General features: G+C 70.8%; 26 protein-coding genes, 1 tRNA gene and 2 pseudogenes. 13 read left to right on the forward strand and 16 right to left on the reverse strand.

The annotated features are described in order from the left end of the window. Positions 1-19 precede the first annotated feature (19 nt). Both ACFQO7_RS05075 and ACFQO7_RS05080 read left to right on the forward strand, forming a co-directional pair. Positions 20-529: a hemerythrin domain-containing protein gene (locus ACFQO7_RS05075; RefSeq protein WP_376805283.1), complete on the forward strand. Its 510-nt coding sequence runs from the start codon at positions 20-22 to the stop codon at positions 527-529. Next, positions 522-1,397 carry an LLM class flavin-dependent oxidoreductase gene (locus tag ACFQO7_RS05080; RefSeq protein ID WP_376805284.1) on the forward strand — a complete coding sequence of 292 codons (876 nt, stop codon included), beginning with the start codon at positions 522-524 and terminating at the stop codon, positions 1,395-1,397. Before ACFQO7_RS05075 ends, ACFQO7_RS05080 begins: the two co-directional genes overlap by 8 nt. Positions 1,398-1,444: 47 nt before the next feature. On the opposite strand, the gene ACFQO7_RS05085 is transcribed toward ACFQO7_RS05080, so the two are convergent. The 4 genes from ACFQO7_RS05085 to ACFQO7_RS05100 form a co-directional block, all read right to left on the reverse strand. Beyond that, on the reverse strand, positions 1,445-2,251 hold the full coding sequence (locus ACFQO7_RS05085) for a MetQ/NlpA family ABC transporter substrate-binding protein (RefSeq protein ID WP_376805285.1): 807 nt from the start codon (positions 2,249-2,251) through the stop codon (positions 1,445-1,447). Positions 2,252-2,289: 38 nt separating this feature from the next. Further along, on the reverse strand, positions 2,290-2,910 hold the full coding sequence (locus ACFQO7_RS05090; protein ID WP_465252378.1) for a methionine ABC transporter permease: 621 nt from the start codon (positions 2,908-2,910) through the stop codon (positions 2,290-2,292). Next, on the reverse strand, positions 2,910-3,593 hold the full coding sequence (locus ACFQO7_RS05095; RefSeq protein WP_376805286.1) for a methionine ABC transporter ATP-binding protein: 684 nt from the start codon (positions 3,591-3,593) through the stop codon (positions 2,910-2,912). The genes ACFQO7_RS05090 and ACFQO7_RS05095 overlap by 1 nt, the downstream gene beginning before the upstream one ends. Before the next feature lie 466 nt (positions 3,594-4,059). After that, complete coding sequence (locus ACFQO7_RS05100; protein ID WP_376805287.1) at positions 4,060-4,728, reverse strand: TOPRIM nucleotidyl transferase/hydrolase domain-containing protein; 669 nt, start codon at positions 4,726-4,728, stop codon at positions 4,060-4,062. Between the two features lie 245 nt (positions 4,729-4,973). On the opposite strand from ACFQO7_RS05100, the gene ACFQO7_RS05105 reads away from it, so the two are divergent. After that, the gene (locus ACFQO7_RS05105; protein ID WP_376805288.1) at positions 4,974-5,804 is read left to right on the forward strand and encodes an alpha/beta fold hydrolase; all 831 of its coding nucleotides are present in this window, start codon (positions 4,974-4,976) and stop codon (positions 5,802-5,804) included. 87 nt (positions 5,805-5,891) lie between these two features. On the opposite strand, the gene ACFQO7_RS05110 is transcribed toward ACFQO7_RS05105, so the two are convergent. Then, positions 5,892-6,440: a hypothetical protein gene (locus ACFQO7_RS05110; RefSeq protein WP_376805289.1), complete on the reverse strand. Its 549-nt coding sequence runs from the start codon at positions 6,438-6,440 to the stop codon at positions 5,892-5,894. A 76-nt stretch (positions 6,441-6,516) separates the two neighbouring features. Between ACFQO7_RS05110 and ACFQO7_RS05115 the strand changes: the two genes are divergently transcribed. The 5 genes from ACFQO7_RS05115 (at position 6,517) to ACFQO7_RS05135 (ending at position 9,032) form a co-directional block, all read left to right on the forward strand. Then, positions 6,517-6,738, forward strand: coding sequence for a hypothetical protein (locus ACFQO7_RS05115; protein WP_376805290.1), 222 nt, complete (start codon positions 6,517-6,519; stop codon positions 6,736-6,738). Positions 6,739-6,772: 34 nt separating this feature from the next. After that, positions 6,773-7,267, forward strand: a complete 495-nt coding sequence (locus ACFQO7_RS05120) for an NUDIX domain-containing protein (protein ID WP_376805291.1) — start codon at positions 6,773-6,775, stop codon at positions 7,265-7,267. A 137-nt stretch (positions 7,268-7,404) separates the two neighbouring features. Further along, positions 7,405-7,899: an allene oxide cyclase barrel-like domain-containing protein gene (locus tag ACFQO7_RS05125; protein ID WP_376805292.1), complete on the forward strand. Its 495-nt coding sequence runs from the start codon at positions 7,405-7,407 to the stop codon at positions 7,897-7,899. Between the two features lie 116 nt (positions 7,900-8,015). After that, positions 8,016-8,222 (forward strand): hypothetical protein, encoded by a 207-nt coding sequence (locus tag ACFQO7_RS05130; protein WP_376805293.1) that lies wholly within the window; start codon positions 8,016-8,018, stop codon positions 8,220-8,222. 66 nt (positions 8,223-8,288) lie between these two features. Next, the gene (locus tag ACFQO7_RS05135) at positions 8,289-9,032 is read left to right on the forward strand and encodes a hypothetical protein (protein ID WP_376805294.1); all 744 of its coding nucleotides are present in this window, start codon (positions 8,289-8,291) and stop codon (positions 9,030-9,032) included. A 52-nt stretch (positions 9,033-9,084) separates the two neighbouring features. On the opposite strand, the gene ACFQO7_RS05140 is transcribed toward ACFQO7_RS05135, so the two are convergent. The 4 genes and pseudogenes from ACFQO7_RS05140 to ACFQO7_RS05155 form a co-directional block, all read right to left on the reverse strand. After that, positions 9,085-9,504 (reverse strand): MmcQ/YjbR family DNA-binding protein, encoded by a 420-nt coding sequence (locus ACFQO7_RS05140; protein ID WP_376805295.1) that lies wholly within the window; start codon positions 9,502-9,504, stop codon positions 9,085-9,087. 89 nt (positions 9,505-9,593) lie between these two features. Next, on the reverse strand, positions 9,594-10,484 hold the full coding sequence (locus tag ACFQO7_RS05145; RefSeq protein ID WP_376805296.1) for a hypothetical protein: 891 nt from the start codon (positions 10,482-10,484) through the stop codon (positions 9,594-9,596). 41 nt (positions 10,485-10,525) lie between these two features. Then, the gene (locus ACFQO7_RS05150; RefSeq protein ID WP_376805297.1) at positions 10,526-11,305 is read right to left on the reverse strand and encodes a hypothetical protein; all 780 of its coding nucleotides are present in this window, start codon (positions 11,303-11,305) and stop codon (positions 10,526-10,528) included. A gap of 10 nt (positions 11,306-11,315) precedes the next feature. Beyond that, a pseudogene (locus tag ACFQO7_RS05155) lies at positions 11,316-12,177 on the reverse strand (LLM class flavin-dependent oxidoreductase). A 221-nt stretch (positions 12,178-12,398) separates the two neighbouring features. Between ACFQO7_RS05155 and ssuE the strand changes: the two are divergent. The 5 genes from ssuE to ACFQO7_RS05180 all read left to right on the forward strand — a co-directional run bounded on the left by ssuE (position 12,399) and on the right by ACFQO7_RS05180 (position 17,675). Continuing rightward, positions 12,399-12,950, forward strand: coding sequence for an NADPH-dependent FMN reductase (gene ssuE, locus ACFQO7_RS05160; RefSeq protein WP_376805298.1), 552 nt, complete (start codon positions 12,399-12,401; stop codon positions 12,948-12,950). Between the two features lie 126 nt (positions 12,951-13,076). After that, the gene (locus tag ACFQO7_RS05165) at positions 13,077-14,885 is read left to right on the forward strand and encodes an ABC transporter ATP-binding protein (protein WP_376805299.1); all 1,809 of its coding nucleotides are present in this window, start codon (positions 13,077-13,079) and stop codon (positions 14,883-14,885) included. A 64-nt stretch (positions 14,886-14,949) separates the two neighbouring features. After that, positions 14,950-16,899: an ABC transporter ATP-binding protein gene (locus ACFQO7_RS05170; RefSeq protein ID WP_376805300.1), complete on the forward strand. Its 1,950-nt coding sequence runs from the start codon at positions 14,950-14,952 to the stop codon at positions 16,897-16,899. 126 nt (positions 16,900-17,025) lie between these two features. After that, positions 17,026-17,568 carry a flavin reductase family protein gene (locus tag ACFQO7_RS05175; protein WP_376805301.1) on the forward strand — a complete coding sequence of 181 codons (543 nt, stop codon included), beginning with the start codon at positions 17,026-17,028 and terminating at the stop codon, positions 17,566-17,568. A 34-nt stretch (positions 17,569-17,602) separates the two neighbouring features. Continuing rightward, positions 17,603-17,675 (forward strand) — tRNA-Cys (locus ACFQO7_RS05180). A gap of 306 nt (positions 17,676-17,981) precedes the next feature. Here ACFQO7_RS05180 and ACFQO7_RS05185 read toward each other — a convergent pair. The 7 genes and pseudogenes from ACFQO7_RS05185 to ACFQO7_RS05215 all read right to left on the reverse strand — a co-directional run bounded on the left by ACFQO7_RS05185 (position 17,982) and on the right by ACFQO7_RS05215 (position 23,843). Then, positions 17,982-18,491: a GNAT family N-acetyltransferase gene (locus ACFQO7_RS05185; RefSeq protein WP_376805302.1), complete on the reverse strand. Its 510-nt coding sequence runs from the start codon at positions 18,489-18,491 to the stop codon at positions 17,982-17,984. 78 nt (positions 18,492-18,569) lie between these two features. Further along, a complete protein-coding gene (locus ACFQO7_RS05190; protein WP_376805303.1) occupies positions 18,570-19,721 on the reverse strand; it encodes an MFS transporter in 1,152 nt (383 codons plus the stop codon). 441 nt (positions 19,722-20,162) lie between these two features. Continuing rightward, positions 20,163-20,597 carry a hypothetical protein gene (locus tag ACFQO7_RS05195; protein WP_376805304.1) on the reverse strand — a complete coding sequence of 145 codons (435 nt, stop codon included), beginning with the start codon at positions 20,595-20,597 and terminating at the stop codon, positions 20,163-20,165. 66 nt (positions 20,598-20,663) lie between these two features. Further along, positions 20,664-21,077, reverse strand: coding sequence for an ATP-binding cassette domain-containing protein (locus tag ACFQO7_RS05200; protein ID WP_376805305.1), 414 nt, complete (start codon positions 21,075-21,077; stop codon positions 20,664-20,666). A 97-nt stretch (positions 21,078-21,174) separates the two neighbouring features. Next, positions 21,175-21,372 (reverse strand): annotated as a pseudogene (locus ACFQO7_RS05205) (ABC transporter permease subunit); the annotation flags it as partial. A gap of 204 nt (positions 21,373-21,576) precedes the next feature. Beyond that, a complete protein-coding gene (locus ACFQO7_RS05210; RefSeq protein WP_376805306.1) occupies positions 21,577-23,313 on the reverse strand; it encodes a DEAD/DEAH box helicase in 1,737 nt (578 codons plus the stop codon). Positions 23,314-23,462: 149 nt separating this feature from the next. Continuing rightward, complete coding sequence (locus ACFQO7_RS05215) at positions 23,463-23,843, reverse strand: DUF1304 domain-containing protein (RefSeq protein WP_376805307.1); 381 nt, start codon at positions 23,841-23,843, stop codon at positions 23,463-23,465. Between the last annotated feature and the right edge of the window lie 13 nt (positions 23,844-23,856).

The following is a 23,856-nucleotide window of genomic DNA, read 5'->3' on the forward strand; positions in this document are numbered from 1 at the left end:
CTGGCGAATGAGACGTGCGATGACGAGACAACGAACGATGGACAACCCCCTGCTGGCCGAGCTGCAGGCGATCCACGACATGGTGCGCCGTGACCTGGCCGTGGTGCGGCGGCTGGCCGACCAGGCCGCGGCCGGAGCGCCGGCCGCCGCGCTCCAGGAGGGCGTACGCGGGCTGCAGAGCAACGGCGCGCTGTTCCAGCTGAAGGTCAACTGCCTGAGCTACTGCCAGTTCGTGCACCACCATCACCACCTCGAATCGGCGATGCTGTTCCCCGCGGTACGCAAGGCCGCGCCGCACCTGCGTCAGACCGTCGACCGGCTGGAGTCCGACCACCGCATGGTGTCCGACCTGCTCGACCAGGTCGAGGGGGCGGCTCGGGCGTTGGGCGGCGGCGACGCGGAGATCCGCGCGAAGCTGGTGGAAGCGCTGCGCACGCTCTCCGACCACCTGCTCGAACACCTGGCGTTCGAGGAGGACGCGCTGGAGCCCGTGCTCAAGACCTGGAAGAGGTGGCCTTTCCATGGCTGACGGACTGCGGTTCGGGCTCGCGGTCACCCCGTCGGCGGGCGACGTCGCCGGCATGACCGCGCTGGCGCAGGCCGCCGACGAGGCGGGGCTGGACCTGATCGCCGTGCAGGACCACCCGTACCAGCCGGGGCACCTGGACACCATGGCGGCGCTGACCCACCTCGGCGCGCGTACCAGCCGGGTGCGGCTGCTCACCGACGTCGCCGACATGGCGCTGCGGCCCGTGCCGATGCTGGCCAAGGCCGCCGCGTCCCTCGATGTGCTGACCGGCGGCCGGTTCGAGCTGGGCGTCGGCTCGGGCGGCTTCCCGGACGCGGTCGCGGCGATGGGCGGCAACGCGGTACGCGGCGGCGCGGCCGTCGAGTTCACCGCCGAAGCGCTGCGGCTGCTGCGGGCGGCGCTCGACGCGGACGGGCCGATCGCGATGGACGGCCGCCACCACCGGGTCGGCGGATACGAGCCCGGACCGGCGACACCGCACCGGGTGCCGGTGTGGCTGGGCGCGCAGGGACCGCGCATGCTCGGCCTGATCGGCGAACTGGCCGACGGTTGGATCAGCCCGCTGAACGTGTACGTGCCGCCCGGCGAGGTCTCCGCCAAGCAGAAGCTGATCGACCAGGCGGCCGCGCGGGCCGGCCGGGACCCGGGCGAAGTGCGCCGCCTGTACAACGTGCTCGGGATGATCGGCGGTTCCCAGCGCGGCAAGGGCCTGTTCGGCGACGCCGAGACCTGGGCGCAGACGCTGGCCGGATGGGCCGACGGGCTGCGGTTCGACACCTTCGTGTTCTGGCCCGTCATGTCGGAACTCGACCAGCTGCGGCGGTTCGCGCAGGAGGTCGTGCCCCGGGTGCGCGAACTCACGGCCTGAACAGGGCGTCGGCGGCACGGCCCCGCCCGGCCGTGCCGCCGACGGGCTCACGAGGCGGGGATGACCGCGCCGTCGTAGGTGGACTCGATGAACTTCTTGATCTCCGGCGAGGCCAGCACCTGGGCCAGCCGCTGGATGCGCGGGTCGTTCTCGTGGCCCTGCTTGACCACCAGCAGGTTCGCGTACGGGTTGTCCTTCGCGGCCTCCAGCGCCAGCGCGTCGGTGGCCGGCTTGAGCCCGGCCTGCAGCGCGAAGTTGCCGTTGATCACGGCGAGGTCGACGTCGTCCAGCGAGCGTGGCAGCTGCGCCGCCTCCAGTGCGGTGATCTTCAGCTGCATCGGGTTGGCGGCGATGTCGCGCTCGGTGGCCTTGACCCCCGCGCCGTCCTTCAGCGTGATCAGGCCCTGCCCGGCCAGCAGCGCGAGCGCGCGCCCGCCGTTGGTGGCGTCGGCGGGGATCGCCACGTGCGCGCCCTGCGGCAGGTCCGCGATGGACTTGACCTTCTTCGAGTACGCCCCCAGCGGCTCGATGTGCACCGGCGCGACCGCGACCAGGTGAACCGGGTTGCCGGCGGCGAAGTCGTCGAGGTAGGCCTGGTGCTGGAAGTAGTTGGCGTCCAGCTCGCCGCTCTCGGTGGCCAGGTTCGGCTGTACGTAGTCGTCGAACTCCTGGACCTGCAATTTCAGGTCGGGAACGAGTTTGGCGGCCTCGGCCAGGATCTGGGCGTGCGGGGCGGAGCTGGCACCGACGACCAGGGCGTCGGCGGGCTTGTCGGCGGCCGGGGTGCCGCACGCGGCGAGGGCGAGTCCGGCGAGCAGGGCGAGCGGTGCGGCCACGAGGGCACGGCGGTTCATGAGTGTTCTCCTTGGATGTGGTGGGCCGGATGTGGTGGTCAGCGGCGGTCGAGGCGGCGGGCCAGGCGGTCGCCGGTGAGCTGGACGAGTTGGACCAGGGCGACGAGGACGGCGACGGTGGCGAGCATGACGTCGGTCTCGAAGCGCTGGTAGCCGTAGCGGATGGCGAGGTAGCCGAGCCCGCCGCCGCCGATCACGCCGGCCATGGCCGAGTAGCCGACGAGCGCGACCGCGGTCACGGTCAGCCCGCGGATCAGGGCCGGCAGTGCCTCCGGGAGCAGTACGCGGGCGACGATCTGCGCCCGGGTCGCGCCGAACGCGTGCCCGGCCTCGGTCAGCCCGGGGTCGACGTCGCGTAGTGCGCCCTCGACGAGCCGGGCGAAGAACGGGATCGCGCCGACGGTCAGCGGCACCACCGCGGCGGCGGTGCCGATCGAGGTGCCCAGCAGGGCGCGGGTGAGCGGGATGACCGCGATCATCAAGATGACGAACGGCACCGACCGTCCGACGTTCACGATCGCGCCGAGCACCAGCCGCAGCGGCGCCGGGCCGTACCCGAGCAGCACGCCCAGCGGCAGCCCGGCGAGCACGGTGAACAGCGTGGCCAGGCCGACCATGTGCAGGGTCTCGCCGGTGGCCGGCAGCAGCAGGTCGATCATCAGCGCACCGCCTGGGCCAGCGCGGACAGGGCGGATTCCGGCTGCCCGAGCAGCCCCGCGACGGGTCCGGACTCGACCAGGCGGCCCGCTTCGAGCACCCCGGCTCGGTCGCAGATCCGCTGGACGACGCCCAGGTCGTGCGTGATCAGCAGGACGGTCAGCCCGAGCCGCCGGTTGAGGTCGCGCAGCAACTGCAGGATTTCGACCGTGGTGTACGGGTCGAGCGCGCTGGTCGCCTCGTCGCACAGCAGCACCGCCGGGTCGGTGGCCAGCGCCCGCGCGATGGCGACCCGCTGGCGCTGCCCGCCGGACAGCCGAGCCGGGTGCTCGCCCGCCCGGTCGGCGAGGCCCACCAGGTCGAGCAGCTCGCGGACCCGGCCGGCCCGTGCGGCGCGTGACACCCCGGCCAGTTCCAGCGGCAGCGCCACGTTGCCGGCGACGGTGCGTGCGGACAGCAGGTGGAACTGCTGGAAGATCATGCCGATGCGGCGGCGCGCGGCGCGCAGCTCCCGCGGAGCGAGCGCGGTCAGCTCCTGTCCGGCCACCCGCACGGTTCCGCTGTCGGGGCGTTCGAGCAGGTTGACGGCGCGCAGCAGAGTGCTCTTGCCCGCGCCGCTGCGGCCGACGACGCCGTACACCTCACCGGGGGCGACGTGCAGATCGACGCCGTCGAGCGCGGTCACGCCGCCGGGATAGGTTTTTCGCAAACGGTGCAATTCGATCATCGCTGGGTACGGCTCTTCCCGGGAAATGATTACGCAGGGTGAGATCCGGCCGTGACGGGACGGCCGGAAAGAACCGCAGGCCGACGCCGGACGGGCGTGGAAGCGGTACGCGAGCGGAGACTCACGGGGCAGGTGCGGTCGCGACGGCAACGGTCGCGCGAGTGCTCGCTTCGGGGCGCGAGCGGACGATGGCCCTCGTCAGCGACACATTCGACACGTACGACGCGGGGCGCCGGCGGCCATCAGGGCCGGGCGCGCAAACAACCGCGAAGACGTGGACATGCTCCAGAGCCTAGAGCGACGATCGCGCCGAGCGCTACCCAGCGTGACCTAGGCAACCGCCCTGGACGGCGTACGGCATCCGCACGGGGTTGTCCTGCCGCTGATGGCCATCAGCGCGCCGAGCGTCGTCGACGCACTCGCGTCAGGCGGCTCTGTCGACAAGCGCGGCGAGCGGCCGGGGCAGCGTGCCGCGGTTCATCGCCGCCTCGGTGAGCAGGCGCGCGTACCGCAGGTTCCGGCGTGACCCGGCGCGCAGGAACCGCCACATCTGCCGCTCGGTGTCCTGGCCTCGCCAGGCCGGCTGGCTCTGCAGCGAGCGGAACGACCCCAGGTCGCCCTGCGAGTCGAACAACGCCTCGACCTGCGCCGGGCCGATGGCGCGGATCAGCTCCTGTTCGAGGTCGTCGACACAGACCTCGAACCCGAGCCCGGCCATGTCAGCACGGGTACGCGGCGAACCGACCCCGGCGGCCACCAGTGCGCGCCGGAAGATCTCCTCCTCGCGCACGTCGCACAGGCCCGACAGCCGCACCTGGGCGGCCAACGGGCCCAGCTCGGTCAGGAAACGGCCGATCGCATGCGCTCCACCGATCGGCACGATCACGACGCGCTCCGCTTCGAGATCCCGCCCCCGACCCGCTGCGGCCGTCTCCAGCGCGATCCGGTCGCTGAGACCTTCCACGAGGATCAGTGCCACCGCGCCGTCGATCTTCGCCTGTGCGTCGGCCAGCGCCCGGGTCGTGGCGTCAGGGCCGCTGTCGTACCCGTCGAGCGCCCTGCGGGCCAGCTCGCGGCGTTGGGCGAGATCCATGGTGGGCTCCGTGATGGTCGGGCGGATCGGCAGCCCCTCTTGGCGATAGGCGAGTCTGGGCCGGTGGATGAGGCCCATCGTCGTCGAGGCGAATGGCAGCGACAACCGATTAACCGGGCAGTGCCCGCGCCTTCCTGCGCTGCGGTCCGGCATACGGTCAGATTCTTTCTCGGGCACCGATGAGTTCGCGTCGCTCGACCCGTCAGGGCAGGTGTAGACCCATCCGCGAGACTGAGGAGAGCACCATGAGCACCACCGAACGGGCCGGCGACACGACGGGCACCGGCGCGTACGCCGAGGTGAACGGCATCAACCTCTACTACGAGATCCACGGTTCCGGCCGGCCGATGATCCTGCTGCACGGCGGGCTCGGCTCGGGGGAGATGTTCGGGCCTATCCTGCCCGCGCTCGCCGACCACCACCAGGTCATCGCCGTCGACCTGCAGGGCCACGGCCGCACCGCGGACATCGACCGCCCGCTCGAGGTGCCGCTGATGGCCGACGACATCGCCGCGCTCATCGACCACCTCGGGCTGGACCGCCCGGACGTCGTCGGCTTCTCCCTCGGCGGCGGCGTCGCCCTGCTGACCGCGATCCGGCACCCCGGCAAGGTCGGCCGCGTGGTCTCCGCCTCGGCGAACATCCGCCGCAGCGCGATCTACCCGGAGATGCTCGGGCAGCAGGGCCAGGTGAACGCGGCCGCCGCCGAGTTCATGAAGGACACCCCGATGTACGAGCTGTACCAGCGCGTCGCGCCGCGCCCGCAGGACTTCCCGCGGCTGCTCGACAAGATCGGGGAGGCGATGCAGAAGGACTTCGACTACACCGACGAGGTACGCGGGCTGCAGGTGCCGACGCTGATCGTCGCCGCCGACGCCGACATGGCCCCGCCGAGCCACTTCGTCGAGATCTTCAGCCTGCTCGACGGCGGGCAGCGCGACGGCGGCTGGATGGGTGACGGCCGGCCCAAGGGCGGCCACGCGCTGGCCATCCTGCCCGGCCTGACCCACTACAACATCGTCGACTCGCCCCTGTTCGCGTCGGCCGCCCTCGCGTTCCTCGACCAGCAGGACTGAACCGGCAATGCCGGCCGGCATCCGGTCGGCGAGCCCGCGGCGTCCGAGCAGCCGCGGGCTCGCCGACCGGCCGGTCCGCACGGACTCTCAGTCGTTGGTGCCGCCGGTCCGGAATCGAACCTCGCGGGTCACCGTCGCCCGGGGGCACCGCCGCTGCCATTCGGCGCGGATCTCTTCGGCTGCCTCGGCGGACGTGGAGCTGCGCGCCCGGCTGCGGTACCAGCCACGCCTGCCGCTCAACCGCAGCAACAGCACAGCGTCGCTCGTGCGGGGGTCGTTCGGGTAATCGGGGTCGTACGCGGGATACGTGCAGATCAGCTCGACGCGGGCGACGTCGTCGAGGACGACCTGCACCACACGGCGGGTGACCATGCGGATGTCGAGCGTCGGAACCGGACCCTCAGTCAGCCGGATCTCGAGGAACCTCGTACGGTCCCAGACCAGGTAGACGGCACCGATCACCACGACGAGCGCGGCGCAGCCAGCCACGAAGTAGCCGAGCATGGGCTCTCCGCACACCACCGCCAGCACGCCCACGGCTCCGATCGCGATGGTGATCGCGGCTCGCCGGGTCCAGACAAGCCAGTTCCGGCCCTGGTCGGTGGCTTGCCACAGCAGCCCGTCGGTGATCGTCATGTGTCAATGATGGCGAATCCGAGTGGCGCCTGCCAGACGCGAGTCCCGTCGGTGCGGATCGCGCCAGGCGCCGCGAATGGGAAGGCAGGTCGCCGCGTTGATCCGCACCTGCCGGTCCTCCTGGCAGGCGGACGGAACTCCGCTCTCGATCATCTCGTTCACGGTCACCGACGGCCGGATCACCGCCATCGCGATCGTGGCCGACCCCGCGAGGCTCGCCTCGATGCTGCTTCCGGATCCGTCACGAGTCGGCGAGGACCCCGCGATCGACGAACCCGGTGGCAGGATGAACCGATGATCGCCAAGGGATCGCCATGAGGATGTCGCCACCGGTGTTCAGGCTGCTTCATCGCGTCCGCGGGGTTTACTGGCGGGTTGCCAAGCCAACCACGTACGGCGTGAAGGTGCTGATCGTTCATGCCGCCGACGCCGAGCGGGTGCTCCTCGTCCGGCACAGCTACGGCGACCGGTCGCTGTGGAGTCTGCCTGGTGGCGGATACCGACCGGCCCGGGAGACCCCGGAGCAGGCGGCCCGGCGTGAGTGCGTCGAGGAGTTGGGCGTCGGGCTGGATCCGTCGGCCCTGGTCCTGGCGGAACACCTGACCGCCAACGGGGGTAGGCAGGGCCACCTCAAGATCGTCCGCGTGTGCGCGAGCTCAGACGGCGTACGCCCGAACGGCGAGATTTCCGAAGCCCGGTGGACGACCCTCGATCTCGCGGACCTGCCGGATGACCCGCCGGTCTCCAAATGGGTGCATTCTGCTCTGAAAGCACACGCACAAGACCGGCATGGCGGCGGCATGTCACGTCCGGCCACGACCCGGTAGAGCTGCCCAAACGTCAGTACGCATTTGGCGTTCCCGAAAATACGTGCATATGCTCGTAACGTGCGGGCCGGAAGGTTCGGGCCACGCCCGGCGGCCCGCTCGAGATCAAGTGTGACGGGGACAACGAAGGGCCAACCATGATCAAGATCAATGCTTGTCGATTGACCGCGGCCGCCGGGCTGGCCGTCGGCCTGCTCGCCGTGGGCTCGCTGGCCTCCGTTGCCGCCTTCGCCGGCGACGACGCGCCCGACTCGCGGCATGACACGGAGATCTTGCAACTGGTCGCCAAGCAGACCCAGGCCGAAGCCATCGACCATGGCAAGAAGGGGCTCAGCCTCGGCGACGAGCGCACCGTCTTCGAGGACGTGTACCGCGACGGCAAGAAGATCGGCGACCACAGCGTCGTCTGCACGTACGTCCACCTCGCCCCGGACGCCCTGCAGTGCGTGGGCACCTTCTCCCTGCCCGACGGGCAGATCAACGCCCAGGCGCTGCTGCACCTGCCTGCGGGTCCCTCGATCGACATCCCGATCAACGGCGGCAGCGGCGCGTATGACACCGCTCACGGCTACGTCCACACGGTGCCCGCCGGTGAAACGGAAAGGCATCTCACCTTCCACGTCACCCGTTGAGCGCCGGCCTCGACGTCGGATCGAGTCATGGGAGAAACGGCAAATCCACAGTCATTTAATGCCGTTCTGACCGGATCGAGGTTAAGGTCGACTTCAGATCTCGGAGGGCGGATCTGTTGACGCACAAACGCTGGTTCGTGCGGCTCCGCGCGCGAAACGGTGGGGCGGGTCTGTGGTGGGGCCTCGTCGTGGTGCTGTTCATGGGGCTGGTCGTGGAAGCCGTCCGCGAACTCTCCCGCGGCGACCAGCCGTCGCATCTGCCGGTCGTCGACGACTGGCTCAGCGCGGGACTCATCCTGGTCTCGAGCGTGATGTGCGCCTGAGGTGCGCGTCGCAGGCCCGCCGGCCGGGCCCGGGCGGCGTGGTGGTGCTTCGCGGCGGCGCTGCTGTTGTTCGCCCTCGCCGTCATCACCGAGCGTGTCATGTACACGGTCAGCGATGACGTGCCCTCCCCGAACCCCACCGACCTGCTCTACCTGAGCACGTATCCGCTGTTCATGGCGGGCCTCGTGTTCATGGTCCGGGCCCGGGTGCTGGACGTTCCCTGGCAGCGGTGGCTCGACGGCTTCGTCCTCGTCCTCATCGTGGTGACCCCGGGGGTGCTGCTGCTCATCGGACCCGTGGTGGAGAGCGCGCCGATCGACCCGCTGGGCAAGATCGTCACCGTCGCCTACCCGCTCGGCGACGTGCTGCTGCTCGGCGCGCTGCTCGGCACCCTGCCGCTGATGTCCTGGCGACTGGTCGGCAGCTGGCCGTGGGTGGGTGCCGGGCTGGTCTGCCTGACCGTCGCCGACGCCGCCTACAGCCTCAACTCGGCTGACGTCATGGCCCACAACGCACCCTACGACTTCCTCTGGAGCGCGGGCGCACTCGCGTTCGGGGTCGGCGCCACCCAGCTGCCGTCGCCGGCCCGACCGTCGCGGGAGATCACCGGCTGGCCCGCGATCGCGTTGCCGCTGGGGGCCTCGCTGTTCGCCGTGGCCACCCAGATCTACGGCTACTTCCGGCCGCTGCCGGACGGCGAACGGCTGCTGACCATCGCCGTCCTCATCATCGGCATCGCCCAGATCATCGTGTCCCGACCCCGCCCCGAACCGGAACAGGATGCGACGGGACCCCGATCAGGAGGGTGAAGCCGAGGCGGCGTGGTGCGGCGACCGTCGGATTCTTCGTCCGCGCTGCGGTTCAGCTGCTCGGCGGAGGGGGAGCGACCTGGGCGACGAGGAACCTCGGGGCCATCTCGCAGTAGCTGTCGGTGATCAGTTCGGCGATCTCGGTCCAGTCGGTGTGGTCACCGAGAACGACGGCGGCGACGTTGGCACCCCACGGAGCGAGGAAGAACGGGAAGCCGCGGGTGGTCAGGCTGAGCAGGTCGTCGACGGGTGCGCGAAACGTCATCACGGTCGGCGCCTCGCCGGCGTTCGACTGCCTGGCGTAGACCGGGAAGCGTTCCGGATCCGGCGTGTAGACGTGGGCGACCGTCCGCGTGCGGATCCGCCAGCGCACGCCGATCCAGGCCGGTTCCTCGTACATGTCGGGCAGCCGACGGCAGATCGGTCGCAGCCGGTCCAGGATCTCCGGTGGCACGTCTCCAGGGCCTGACATGGGCCCGACGATAACGGGTGCCGGTGACATTCGTGGACCGGCCCGGCGAAGGCCGGGTGCGCGGTTCGCACCCGGCCCTTCGACCAGGTCTACTCGATGAAGACCTTGACGGAGTCGGCGAGCCCGTCGTTCCGGTTGACGGCGACGAAGAATTCGCTCCCCACGTGGGTGATGTCTTCGATCTCATCGGTCAGGTTGTTCCCCGGCACGCCGATGTCGCTCTCGACGTCGCCTCCCGACCAGTTGTACTGGTACACCCAGTTCCACCCCGTTGCCGGCGTCGAGGTGTTGATCGACTTGCTGTTCCAGATGTAGTTCTCGGAGCAGTCGATGCCCTGGTCGGACCGATTGTCGTGACTGGTCAGGTTGCTCTTGACCAGCGTCCAGCCACTGGTGAGCGCGCCGGAGCCGGGATGGGTCCACAGGCTGCCCAACCGCCGGGCAGCGTATTTGCCCGCTCCGCCCGCTGCCGTCGCGCTGTAGCAGAGGCCGCTGATGTTGCCGATCGGCAGCCGTACTTCGGCGGTGGTGCCGATGGAACCGTCGGCGTTCAGGCGCACGATCGTCACCTTGTCGCTCAAGAACGCGGACTGGCTTCCCTGGGTGGCGATCAGGGCAGGGCCTTGACCGAGATAGTTCGCGTTGTAGGCGAGATCGTTGCCGTGGCCGAGGGTGGGTATGGACGTCGGCGCCCCTGCACAGGTCCAGCTGGCACCGTCCCAGGCCGAGCCGTCACGCAACCACCTGGACAGGACCGGTTCGGCACCGGCCGCCTTGGTGAAGACGATGTAGAGCTGCCCTCCTGGCCCCGCCACCATGCCCTGCAGCACCGTGCGACCCGCCTTGCAGGCGCTGCTGTTCGGGATGTTCAGCCGTTCTGCCCCGCTCCTGTCCGTGGCGGCGTAGGCGGTGGCGGTGGGTGCGATCGCGATGGCGGTCGAGAGTGCGAGCGCGGACGCGACGCTTACCAGCTTTCTCACAACGGGTCTCCTTTAGGGATAAGGAGAGCGAAGCATACCGATCAGTGCGAACCCACGCCTCCGGCGTGTTCACGATGACCACGGACGGTCCCGCATTCGGCGACCGCGCCCAGCCACGCCTCGGCCTGGTGCGGGTCCGGGCTGGTGAGGCCGTAGAGGTCCGTGACGGCGCGGGCGGCGACGACCCAGTCCCCGTCGCGCAGCGCGGTGCAGGCGCGGGCGGCCGCGTAGTCCCACCCGGCCTGCCGTTCGGCGGGCGCCTGCGGCCAGCCATTCTCGAACCGGGTCAGCCGCCGGTACGCCGCGTCGCATGCGCTGCGCAGCCACGCCTGTTCGGTCGCCGACACCTGCGCACCGGCGGCCGCGATGGCCAGCGGCCGCCGCCACGACGTGGGCAGCAGCTCCGCATCGACGGCGCGCAGCGCCCGCACCACGACGTCGCGTTTCGTGTCGTCGTCGGCCTCGTCGAGGTGCCGGGCGGCCCAGCCGAGCCGGGCGAACACGTCGGCGTCGGGGAACGGCACCCACGCGTCGAGTTCGCTGAACGCGTGGGCGAGGTCGGCGTGGGCTCCGGCCGCGCCGAGCGCGACGGCCTGCCGTACGCCGATGGTCTGCCCGCGGGTCAGCAGCCCGGCGGCGGGAGTCAGCTGGACCCGCTGGTGCGGGGCCGACCGGGGATGGAATCCCTGGTCAGGGCCCCAGCACCAGCGGTCGGGCCGCGCGGCATGGGGGATCAGCCGACCGAGCGGGCCCGTCGACGACACCGGCGCACAGCGGTGGGCTACACAGTCACTGGTCAGCTGGTTCGTCGATCCGGTCAAGGGGTCACCTCTATCGGGACGGGGCGGAGGCGAAGGGGATCTTCGGCAGTTCGTGGGCCGGGTCGCCGGCCGGGTGGGTCCACTGGCCGCGGTCGCGCAGGATCGGCAGCACGCCCTCGCCGAACCAGTACGCCTCTTCGACGTGCGGGTGTCCGGAGAGGATGAATTCGCTGATGCCGAGGTCGGCGTACTCGGCGATGCGGTCGGCGATCTCGGTGTGGCTGCTCGAGCTTGCCGGCGACCTGGGCGGGGGGTTCACCCCAGGTGAGGTAGACGTCGGCGTGCTTGGCGGCGACGGGGCCCGCCGCCTTTGAGGAGCCGCCGAAGTAGACAGGCGGCACCGGGTCAGGGACGCGGGGCAGGGTCGCGCCTTCGATGCGGTGGTGCTCGCCGGTGAAGTCGACGCTGCCGCCGCGCCACAGGGATCGGGTGACGTGCAGGAACTCGTCGGCGCGGGCGTAGCGGGCGTCCTTGTCGAGCCAGTCGCCGTAGGCGCGCTGCTCGTGGCTCTCGCCGCCGACGACGACGTTGAGCAGGAGCCTGCCGCCGGAGTGGCGCTGGAAGGTGGCGGGCATCTGCGCGGCCAGGGTCGGTGACAGCAGGCCGGGGCGGAACGCGACGAGGAACTTCAGGCGTTCGGTGACCTCGGTGAGCATGGCGGTGGTCAGCCACGCGTCCTCGCACCAGCCGCCGGTCGGGGTGAGCGCGCCGACGAAGCCCAGCTGCTCGGCGGTGCGGGCGATCTGGCCGAGGTAGGCCAGGGTCGCCGGGCGTGCGCCGCCGGCCACGCCCGCGGGCAGGCCGTGGCCGCCGCCGACGATGAACCGGCTGTCGCCGTAGGTGGGCAGGAACCAGTGGAAGGTGAGGCTCATGTGCGGTCTCCGTGCTGTTCGGGCGGGTCGCGGTCCGGTGTGGAGCGGCCGTGATCGGATGCTGACACGTGCAGGTGGGAAGGCACAATCCATCGAACGAATAATTCATATTAAATCTATGGGATATACCGAATAACTATGTGATCTGAGCCACAGGTCTATGGACCGTGTCGCCACCGCGCTCCTACGGTCCCAAGCCATGAAGCGCTGAGGAGGAACCCATGCCCTCGATCCTCGCGATCTCCGGATCGCCCTCGCCCACCTCGAAGACCGCGCGCGTGCTGCGGCACGTCACCGACAATCTGCCCGGCTCCGGCTCGTACGAGGTGAGCCACCTCGCGGTGCGGGACGTGCCCGCCGAGGCGCTCGTCGGCGCGGACGTGCGCCACCCGGCGATCCTGGCGGTCGCCTCGGCGATCGCCGCCGCCGACGGCGTCATCGTCGCGACGCCCGTGTACAAGGCCGCCTACAGCGGCATCCTCAAGTCGCTGCTGGACCTGCTGCCGCAGTACGCGCTGGCGGGAAAAGTGGTCCTGCCGCTGGCCACCGGCGGCACCCCGGCGCACGTGCTGGCCATCGACTACGCGCTGCGGCCGGTGCTGTCGAGCATGGGCGCGACGCACATCGTGGCCGGCTGCTTCATCCACGACAAGACCATCGTCGACACCGACGGAGGGGGCGTGCTGCTCGACGCCACCGGGCAGGCGTTCCTGGACGCCGTCGTCACCGGCTTCACCGACGCCCTGGCCGTGCGCTCCCTGCAGGCCGCGTAGCGTCATCCGACCGCGGTAATGACTCGCCGTGCCGAAGGCCACATGCCATGGTGGAGGGGCGGGCGTGCACCCTCGGTTGCCCACGAAGGTGAGGGCGTCCGCACCGACCCCCACCCCTGGAGCGTGATGTCAGCGCAGTCGGCGTCCCCGCGATACCCGGCCCCGAAATCGACCATCGACCCCGATCAGAGCAGGTCCTGGCTGCGGCGCGCGCTGCCGGTGGTGCTGGCGCACCGGTGGCTGCTGCTGACCTCGCTCAGCCTGTCGCTGGTCGGCCTGCTGGTGCAGGTGCAGATCCCGAACGTGATGCGGCTGGGCATCGACGACGCGCTGATCGCGCGCACCGCGAGCCTCACCGGGTACGTGTGGTGGCTGGCCGGGCTCGCGGTGGCGTCCGGCGTGGTCAACTACCTGGCCCGCCGCTACCTGCTGCGCACCGCGTACGAGATCGAGTACGACCTGCGCAACATCATGTACTCGCACCTGATCCGGATGCCGTTCGGCTTCTACGACCGGGTGCAGACCGGTGAACTGATGTCGCGGTCCAGTTCGGACATCCGTGCCGTGCAGATGTACCTGGCGTTCGGGCCGTCGATCCTGGTGCAGTGCCTGATCGCGGTGTTCGCGTTCGCGTTGATGGTGTCGATCGACCCGCTGCTGGCCGTGGTCGCGATGGCCACGATGCCGGTGATCGCGCTGCTGGGCGTGTGGATGCGCAAGGCGATCTTCCCGGTGTCGTGGCTGATCCAGTCGCGGCTGGCACAGGTGGCCACGGTCGTCGACGAGAACATCAACGGCGTGCGCATCGTCAAGGCGTTCGCCGGTGAGCAGCGGCAGGTGACGCTGCTGGCGTCGGCCGCCGACCGGGTGCGCTGGGCGTACCGGCGCGACGCGTGGATCCGCAGCCGCTGGTCGCCGACGCTGGAGAACCTGCCGCGGCTCGGCCTGGCCCTGGTGCTGCTGTGCGGCGGCTGGATGGTGATCGAGGGCCGGACGTCGGTCGGCGCGATCGTCGCGTTCAACTCGTACGTGCTGATGCTGCAGCCGCCGTTCCGCATGCTCGGCATGATGATCATGATGGGTCAGCGGGCGGCCGCCTCCGCCCAGCGCATCTACGAGGTCCTCGACACCCGCAGCGAGATCACCGAACGGGCCGACCCGCTGCGTACGCGGATCCGGGGCGAGGTCGAGTTCGACGGAGTCGAGTTCGCCTACCCCGACGGCACGGTCGCGCTGCGGGGCCTGGACCTGCGCATCCCCGTCGGGACGACGGTCGCCGTGGTGGGTCGCACCGGCTCCGGCAAGTCCACGGTGGGTAGGCTGCTGGCCCGGTACTACGACACGACCGCCGGTGCCGTCCGCGTGGACGGCCGGGACGTGCGCGAATACGCGCTGGACAGCCTGCGCGACCAGATCGGCATCGTGCCCGACGAGCCGTTCCTGTTCTCGCTGTCCATCCGCGACAACATCGCCTTCGGCCGGCCGGACGCGGATCTGGCCGACGTCGTGGCCGCCGCCGAGGCGGCCGGAGCCGACGGCTTCGTGCGGGCGCTGCCCGAGGGCTACGACACGGTGATCGGCGAACGCGGGTACACCCTGTCGGGTGGGCAGCGCCAGCGCGTCGCCATCGCCCGCGCGCTGCTGGTCAACCCACCGGTGCTGGTCCTGGACGACGCGACGAGCGCCGTCGATGTGCACGTCGAGCAGCGCATCCATGCCGCTCTGCGCGACCTGCTGCAGAACCGGACCACGATCATCGTCGCGCACCGGTTGTCCACGATCGCCCTGGCCGACACGGTCGTGCTGATCGACGACGGCCGCGTCGCCGCCCAGGGCACCCACGAGGAGCTGCTGGCGGCGGAGCCCCGCTACCAGGACGTGCTGGCGACCATGCACAGCCGGGCCGCCGAGGTGGACGAGCAGGTGGCGGCGTGAGAGAGCGCAGCCGACGAATCAACGGGCTCGGACATGCAGCCGACGGGCGCAGCGAGGAGAAGGCATGAGCATGTTCGGGGGTGGGTTCGGCGGGCCCGGAGGGGGACCGGGCAGCGGTCCGATCGGCGGTCTCAGCGCAGTGGGGGCCGGTCGCGGCACCCGGCGCACCGGGGACACGCTGCCGTTCGCCGGGGTGCCCGACGAACTGGCCGCAGGAGTGCGCCGCCTGGAGGAGAGCGAGCCCGACCACGGGCAACCCGCCGACCGCTTCGGCCACCGTCCGCCCGGCGGGCCGTCGTTGACCCTGCTGTCGCTGCTGAACCGGCGACGTGGGGTGTTCCTGGCGGTGTGTGCGACCATCCTGGCGGAGACGCTGCTCCTGCAGGCGGGGCCGCTGCTCGTGCAGGTTGGCATCGACCACGGCATCGTCGCCCGTGACCTGCCGGTGCTGCTGTGGTCGGCGGGCGCGTTCACGGCCGCGGTGCTGGCCGGCTGGGCCACCACGACCGCCCGCATGCGCCAGACCGGCGCGCTGGCCGCCGACGCCATGCGTGACCTGCGGGTACGCGTCTTCGCGCACCTGCAGCGGCTGTCCATGGACTACTACACCAATGAGAAGGCCGGGGTCATCATGACCCGGATGTCGTCGGACGTCGAGTCGCTGCAGCAGCTGCTCCAGGAAGGGCTGGCCCAGTTCGCGGTGCAGGGGCTGACCATGGTCGTGGTGACCGCGGTGCTGTTCCACTACGACGCCGGGCTGGCCGCGATCACCCTGCTGCTGGTCGTCCCGGCGCTGTTCGCGGCGTCGGTGTGGTTCCGGCGGGCGTCCGACACCGGATACGCCCGCCAGCGTGACGCCATCGCGGCGATGTTCACCGACCTGGCGGAGAGCCTGCACGGCGTGCGCGTCGTCACCGCGTACCACCGCGAGGACCGCAACATCGCCCAGCACCGCACCGTGGTCGGGCGCTACCGCGACGCCAACGACTTCACCGGCCACATCAGCGCGATCTACGGCCCGGGGACCTCGGTCATCGGCCTGGTCGGCATGGCGCTGCTGCTGCTCATCGGCGGACGGATGGTGCTGCGCGGGGAGCTGAGCATCGGCGAGCTGACCGCGTTCGTGCTCTACCTCAACGCGTTCTTCGCCCCGGTGCAGCAGCTGGTCCAGCTGTACACGAACTACCAGCAGAGCCGGGCCGCCGTGGGGAAGCTGCGCGGGCTGCTCGGGCAGGCGCCGACGGTGCCCGAGCGCGCGGATCCGGTCGAGCTGCCGCCCGTCACCGGCGGGATCGTGTTCGAGCGGGTCGTGTTCGGGTACGACCCCGCGCGTCCCGTGCTGCGCGGGGTGGACCTGCGCATCGAGGCGGGGGAGACCATCGCCTGTGTCGGGCCGACCGGCGCAGGCAAGTCGACGCTGGCGAAGCTGGTCACCCGGCTGCATGACCCGGACTCCGGGCGGGTCCTGATCGACGGCCACGACCTGCGCGACGTCAGCCTGGTCTCGCTGCGCCGCCAGATCGGAGTGGTGCCGCAGGAGCCGTTCATGTTCGCCGGCTCGATCCGGGACAACGTGGCGTTCGCCCGGCCGGCGGCGAGCGAGGCCGAGATCTGGGCGGCGATTGACGCCGTCGGTCTGCGTGACCTGGTCGAACGCACCGACGCCGGGCTGGACGCGCCGTTGCACGAGCGCGGCCAGTCGGTGTCGTCGGGCCAGCGGCAGCTGCTGGCCCTGGCCCGGGCGTTCCTGGCCCAGCCGCGGGTGGTGGTGCTCGACGAGGCGACCTCGAACCTGGACCTGCGCTCGGAGCTGCGCGTGGAGCAGGCCCTGGACCGGCTGCTGGAAGGGCGGACCGCGCTGCTGATCGCGCACCGGCTGTCCACCGCGATGCGGGCCGACCGGATCGTGGTGCTCGACGAGTCGGGGGTCGTCGAGATCGGATCGCATGCCGAGCTGCTGGCCGCCGAAGGCCGATACGCGGACATGTTCGCGACCTGGTCACGGCAGCACTGAGGTTATTCCTATAATTCCCATAGGAGATAGTGACTTAGCGCCTTCGCGCTGCTAACGTCGGGGTATGAGCGCACAGCGATGTCGACGGTGACGCCCACCGTCACCCCCCGCCCGAGAGGCACCTCCATGACGCTCACCGCCCTGCCCCCGACCGTCTCTGACGACAACCTGCCCGACACCGCCGTCGCCGGTGTCGAACTGCACCGCTACCTCGGCCTGCTGCGCCGCCACGCCACCACGGTCGCGGTGGTGACCGCCCCGGGTCAACAAAGCGGCCCGCCGGTCGGGGTCACCGCCACCTCGTTCACCTCCGTATCGCTGCGGCCCCAGCTGGTGTCGTTCTGCCTCGACCGTGACTCCTCCAGCTGGCCCACCGTCGCCCAGGCCCGCCACGTCGCCATCCACCTGCTCGCCGAGGGCCAGGAAGAACTGGCCCGCACCTTCGCCGCCCGCGGCGTCGATCGCTTCGCCGACGCGAGCCTCTGGCGGCACGGCCCCTACGGCACGCCGCTGCTGCACGGCGTGCTCGCCCTGCTGATCTGCGAGGTCGTGCAGCGGATTCCCGCCGGTGACCACGCGATCGTGCTCGGCCGCCCGGTCAGCGCCGAACACCGGCCAGGCGAGCCGCTGCTGCACCACATGGGCGGGTATACGGCACTGGCCCACTGACCGGACGGCCGCCGTCGCTTGTGGATAATGAGCCGGGACCGTAGCGCAGAAGTCGTCGCGCCCGCCTGCACAGCGGGAGGACGCCGGTGCGAATCCGGCCGGCCCCGTACCTCGGTTGCGCCGCCGCCCCGGCACGCATACGCCTGGGGCCTATGTGTGCCAGGGCGGCGGTTCGAGCACACCGGCGGCGATGAGCGCACGCGACTCGGCGTCGTTGCGGTATCGCAGCGGGACGGCCGCCAGCGGGAGCGGCTCGCCCGTGTCGCCACGTCTCGCCCTGATCGGTCTCACCAGCGGCCGCGGACCGGGTCCGCGGCTGATCCACTCCGACAACGGCACATCGACGTCGCCGAACGGATGGCCGACAGCCACGATGACGTCCGCCGGATCAGGGCCGTCTGCTCCCACGCGGGTTAATGTAGCCCTCCGTGCCCTCGCGCGGGCTCGTCAAGGCGCAGGATCGTTTCCTCGATCTCCGTGTTCCGCGCGTTGGCGAACGCGACCTCCGTGCCGGTGATGGCGAATCCGGCCTTCTGCAGCACCTTGAGCGATCCGGTGTTGTCACTCGCGGCGCGGGCGAACAGCGGCCGCACCGGATTCAACTCCAGGAGCAGGGCGAGCGCTCGACTGGCGATGCCCTGCCCCCAGAAGGATCTGTCGATCCAGTAGGTCACCTCGGTGTCGCCCTCGATGACGAAGCTGGCGATGCTGCCGACAAGCCGACCGTCAAGCGTCACGGCGCGATTGATGGTCTCGGGCGACGCCCTGATCTTCGCCATGTGGGCGTCGAACGCGGCGCGGTCGTCGGGATCCTTGGCGGTGAAGGCGGCCATCCGGACCGACTCCGGATCTCGCATCAGCTCGAACAAGGCGTCGAGGTCGGAGTCGTCGATCGGCCGCAGCGCCACCTCACCCATCAGCATCTCCCCACCTGATCCAACACCGTTTCAGCCGGGCTGAACCTACCAGCGGCGTGAGACAGATCGAGCAAGATCATCCCGTCACCGTCCGGCGCCGCCGGGGTGGGTGGGCGCGTGTGCGTGCACCCACCAGGCGAGCGGAAGTGCGATCAGCGCCACCGCCTGGATCGCGAGCAACGCCGCGACGATGCCCCAACGGTCTGCGACCACGCCGGCTCCCAGGGCGACGAGCCCGTAGAGCACGCTGCCGAGCAGCGCCGCGAGCGAACCCATCGTCGCGCGTTCCCGGTCGGTGAACTCGCGCTGCAGCAACGTCTGCTGGGCGATCGTCGACATGCCATACGCCGGTGACCCCAGCAGCACGGGCGAGAACACCGTCGGCTCGAGCAGCGCCACGAGGTTCGCCACGTTGTCGAACAGTTCGCCGGACAGCAGCGTGCGGGCCGCGCCCAGCCGGCCGATCACCCGACCGCTGACGCGGAAGCCTACGAAGGCCACGCCATGGCCGAAGGTGCGCCACAGGCCGAGCGCCCAGAGCGGCCACAGCCCCGCCACGAAGACCGGCGACAACTGGGCCGCGCTTTCGCCGCTGAAACGGAGCGCCGACACCAGGGTCATTCGGCCGAGCACCGGATTTCGGCGGATGCCGCGCAAGGCCGATCGCAGATGCGCCAGCATGTTCGACTCCAGCGGTCCGCGCATGCGCGGTTCCCGGACTTGCAAGGCGACGAGCACGCACAGCAGCTGGGGAACCACTGACAGCACGACGACCGTACGCAGCGACCACGCGCCGGCGACCACGCCGCCGATGGGCGCCGCCAGTGCGAGCGCGATCTGGAACATCGAGTTCACCCGGCCGGAGTGCCGGGGGAACTCGTCCTCCCGGCCGGCGGTGAGCAACGTGTCGTAGAGCAGAGACTCGTTGTTGCCGCTCCACAGCGAGGTCGCCAGTCCCTCCAGCACGACGGCTGCCAGGAGGAGGCCGTAGCCCGAAGCGCCGGCATACCCGAGGTGGGCGGTCACCATGACGACGGCGCCCGCGATCATCGTGCCGCGGCGGCCGAGGCGGTCGGAGAGCACTCCGGTGGGGACTTCGAAGGCTGCCGAGGACAGCTTCTTCACCGCCAGGAGGCTGGCGGCGGCGGTGAACGAGCCGGTGACCTGGGCGAAGTAGATGACCATGATCGGCCCGTACATGCGGAAGTCGCCGAAGAAGTTGAACCAGCTCAGCAAGCGGACATTGCGGTCGACTGTCTGGTCGGCGGATTCCGCGGCAGGCGGAGCCGACGTCGGCCGTGGAGTCCTCCTGCCGCGCGGGGCGGCGATCAGGCGCTCGGCCAGGGCACGTGCACGGAGCAGTGAAGAGTGACGAATGGGCACAGCAGAACTCCCGGGAAGGCGAATGGAGACGCCGAACAGCGCCTAGGGCCGGTGACAGGTGTCACCTCGCCCCGGCGACCGGGATGTGTGCTGCTGACTCTGCCGCTACACGTGCGGTGTCACAAGCCTGCGACCGCGGTCACCCAGGGGCGATCGGAAGCTCCGGCCATCGTCTTCGACATCACGGCTCCTCATATCCCCAGGCGGACGGGATTCCGCAAGATCTCCACCCTAGCGAGCGAAGGACAGGCGTGTCACGGACATATCGGAGGGTGGCCGCTCCCGGGAGAAGGCCTACTCGTACGAGCGAAGATGCCGTCGGATCAGGAACAGCGCGAGCAGGCAGACGGGCAGGCTGCACGCTGCGAAGTAGAAGATGCCCAGCGGAGCGAAGGTGCCCGCTTCGCGTACCAGGCCGGGATGGTCCGGCGCGTACTCCACGAGCATCGTCGAGTGGACGAAGGGGACCTCTCCGCGGCTGGTCCACAGCTGGACGCGGCGGTACTCCGAGTCGGGCAGTTCCACCGTGATGAACAGTCCTCTGTTGGTGGCTACGTCGACGACGGTGGCCCGTGCCGGAGTGGCGTAAGCGTCGAGCCACAGACCCCGGGCCAGGGTGAACAGGGCAAGACCCACACACAGCACCAGGTACAGGATGACGAACGCTCTGCCCAGGCGGGTCGGCGACCACGGTCGGCGGGTGTCCATGATCGGTTCGTAGGCGGGCACGACCTGGATGCTGCCACAACCGCGCGAGCTCGCCGAACGACTTGTCACGACCGGCGACGGGACGGTTCACGCCGCGACGCCCAGCCTCTCCAGCAGGTGCCGCCGCAGCGCGCCGAAGCCGGGGTCGTCCGGCGTGCGCGGGTGGGTGAGCGGAACGGGGGCGTCCTCGACGAGCCGGCCGCCTTCGAGGACCAGGGTGCGGTCGGCCAGCAGCAGCGCCTCGTCCACGTCGTGGGTGACCAGCAATGCCGCGAAGCCGTGCTGCTCGCGCAGCCGGATGAACAGCTGCTGCATGCGCAGCCGCGTCAGCGCGTCCAGGGCGCCGAACGGCTCGTCGAGCAGCAGCAGCTCCGGCTCGCGTACCAGCGCGCGGGCGACCGCGACCCGCTGCGCCCGGCCGCCGGACAGCTCCGCGGGCCAGGCGGTGTCGCGGTCGGGCAGGCCGACCTCCGCCAGCGCGGCCCGTGCCCGCGCACGCACGTCCGGGCCGGTCAGCCCGAGCGAGACGTTGTCGATGACGCAGCCCGAGGAACAGCGACGGCAGCGCGCCGGGCAGCACCACGTGCCGCAGCCGCGCGAGGTGGCCGAGTCCGCAGGTGCGGGCCGCTTCGACGAGCCGCTCGTCGATGTCGCGGATACCGGCGTAGGTGTTGAAGTAGATCGGGAAGAAGCTGCCCAGCGCGACCAGCGTGATCTTCAGCTCCTCGCCGATGCCGACCCAGATGATCAGCAGTGGGACGAGTCCCAGGTGCGGCAGCATGCGGGCCATCTGCATGTATCTCGTCGCCGGTGACGGGGAGCGTGCCCGGTCGCGCGGAATGCCGTCGGCCGCCCGCGCGCGGTGACGAAAGGCTATCACCCATAGGATTTATGGGAATAGTGTCTGGCCTGGACCGGAGTCGGCAGGTGCGGTTCACATAGGCCGAAGGGCCGATCCCGCTGCATGAGGCGGGAACGGCCCTTCGCTTGTCAGGTCGGATTACCAGCGCTGGCGGCGCGGGGCCGCGTCGCGGTCGCGGTCGCGGCGGGCGCTGACCCGCTTGCCCTTGATCGTCGCGTGGCGCAGCGCCTGGATCACGTCGTCGGCCGCGTCTGCCGGCACCTCGACCAGCGAGAACCGGTCGGCGATCTCGATCGCGCCGATGTCGCGCCCCGGCAGCCCGGCCTCACCGGCGATCGCGCCCACCAGATCCTGCGGGCGTACGCCGTTGCGCCGGCCGAGGCCGATGAACAGCTTGACCGCGCCCGCCGCGGGCCCGCGCGAGCCGCCGCGGCGACCGTCGCCCTGGCCGGGACGCTCGCGCCGCTCGACGGGCTCGGCGATGTCGGGGATGACCTCGTCGTCGGGGGCGTTGCCCATGGCCTCGTGCGCGACCTTCACCGCGGCGAGGGCCACCTCGACGATGTCGTACTCGTCGGCCAGGCTCTCCACGACGACCCGGAACCGGTCGAGATCGTCCTCGAGGAGGCTCTCGTGCACGGCCGCCCGGGTCATCTCCAGCCGGCGTGCGTGCAGGTCCGCGACGCTGGGGATCTTCTCCATGGTGATGCGCTGGCGGGTGACCCGCTCGATCGCCTTGAGCATGCGGTGCTCGCGCGGCTCGGCCAGGGTCACCGCGACGCCCTCGCGCCCGGCCCGGCCGACGCGGCCGATGCGGTGCACGTACGCCTCGGGAGCCGACGGCACGTCGTAGTTGATCACGTGGGTGAGCTGCTCAATGTCCAGACCACGGGCGGCCACGTCGGTGGCGACCAGCAGGTCTGCCGTGCCCGCGCGCAGCCGGCCCATCACCCGGTCGCGCTGCTCCTGGCTCATGCCGCCGTGCAGCGCCTCGGCCCGGTAACCGCGGCCGTTCATGGTCTCGGTGAGCTGGTCGACCTCTTCACGCGTACGGCAGAAGACGATCGCGGCCGTGGGCGCCTCGACGTCGAGTACCCGGCCCAGCGCGGCGGGCTTGTGGGCGCGGGCCACCACGTACGCGCTCTGGCGCACCTTCGGCGACTCGCCCGGCGCCGGGGCGGCACGGCCCATCTGGATCCGCGCCGCGTCGCGCAGGTAGCGCTTGACCAGGCCCTCCACCCGCGACGGCATGGTCGCCGAGAACAGCACCGTCTGCCGGCTGTCCGGGGTCTCCTGCAGGATCGCCTCGATGTCCTCGGCGAAGCCCATGTCGAGCATCTCGTCGGCCTCGTCCAGCACGACCGTGCGCAGGTCGGCCAGCTGCAGCGTGCCCCGGCCGATGTGATCCAGCGCCCGGCCGGGCGTGGCCACCACGATGTCGACGCCGCGGCGCAGGGTCTGCAGCTGGCGGCCGATGGGCTGCCCGCCGTAGATCGGCAGCACGCGCACGCCGAGGTCGCGGCCGTAGCGGTGCACCGCCTCGGAGACCTGCACGGCCAGCTCGCGGGTCGGCACCAGGACCAGCGCGGTCGGGTCGACGCGGGTGCGGCCGTCGGCGCTGTCGGCCCACTGCTGCAGCAGCGGCAGGGCGAACGCGGCGGTCTTGCCGGTGCCGGTGGCGGCCTGCCCCAGCAGGTCGCGGCCGGTCAGCAGCGGCCCGATGGCCTCGCGCTGGATCGGCGTCGGCTCCTCGTAGCCCAGCGCCGAGAGCGCCTTCGTCAACTCGGGCCGCAGGCCGAGGTCGGCGAAGGTGACGGTCTCCTCGGACGTGGCCGCTGAGGGCTCCTGGCTCATGGTCCGCCTTCTGCTCGACAATTCCGGGTCATCGGTACGCTACCCGGGCAGAACTGCCACCCTGGACGGTACCCTGCGATCGCGCTCTCGGGGGCGTGTGCCGCACACATCGCCGAACCGGCGCATCGTGTCGGGTTCCGGTGCCCGGACCGGCGGTGACCTGGGGTCGGTCAGCCGGCGAGCGCCGCGGCGATCAGGGCGACCAGCGGGGTCAGGCCCTGGATGACGGCGGCGCGGGCCATCCGGCGGTCACTGGTGATCAACACCACGGCCGCGCCGAGCATGCTGGCACAGCCGAACAGCGCCACGGCCGCGCCCGCGGTGGCGTGCCCGGTGTGCACGGCGACCACGCCGCCCAGCGCCCCGAGCGCCAGGAACAGGTTGTAGAAGCCCTGGTTGAACGCCCACGGCCGGACCGCGTCGAGGTCCGCGGGCCGGACCCGGAACCGGCCGTGCACCTGCGGCCGCCGGAACAGCACGCTCTCCATCACGAAGATGAGCACGTGCAGTAGACCTGCGAGCACCGCGAACACCTGAGCCGTCACGTTCATGGACGCGATTGTC

Source organism: Catellatospora aurea, assembly GCF_042663325.1.
GTDB lineage: Bacteria > Actinomycetota > Actinomycetes > Mycobacteriales > Micromonosporaceae > Catellatospora > Catellatospora aurea.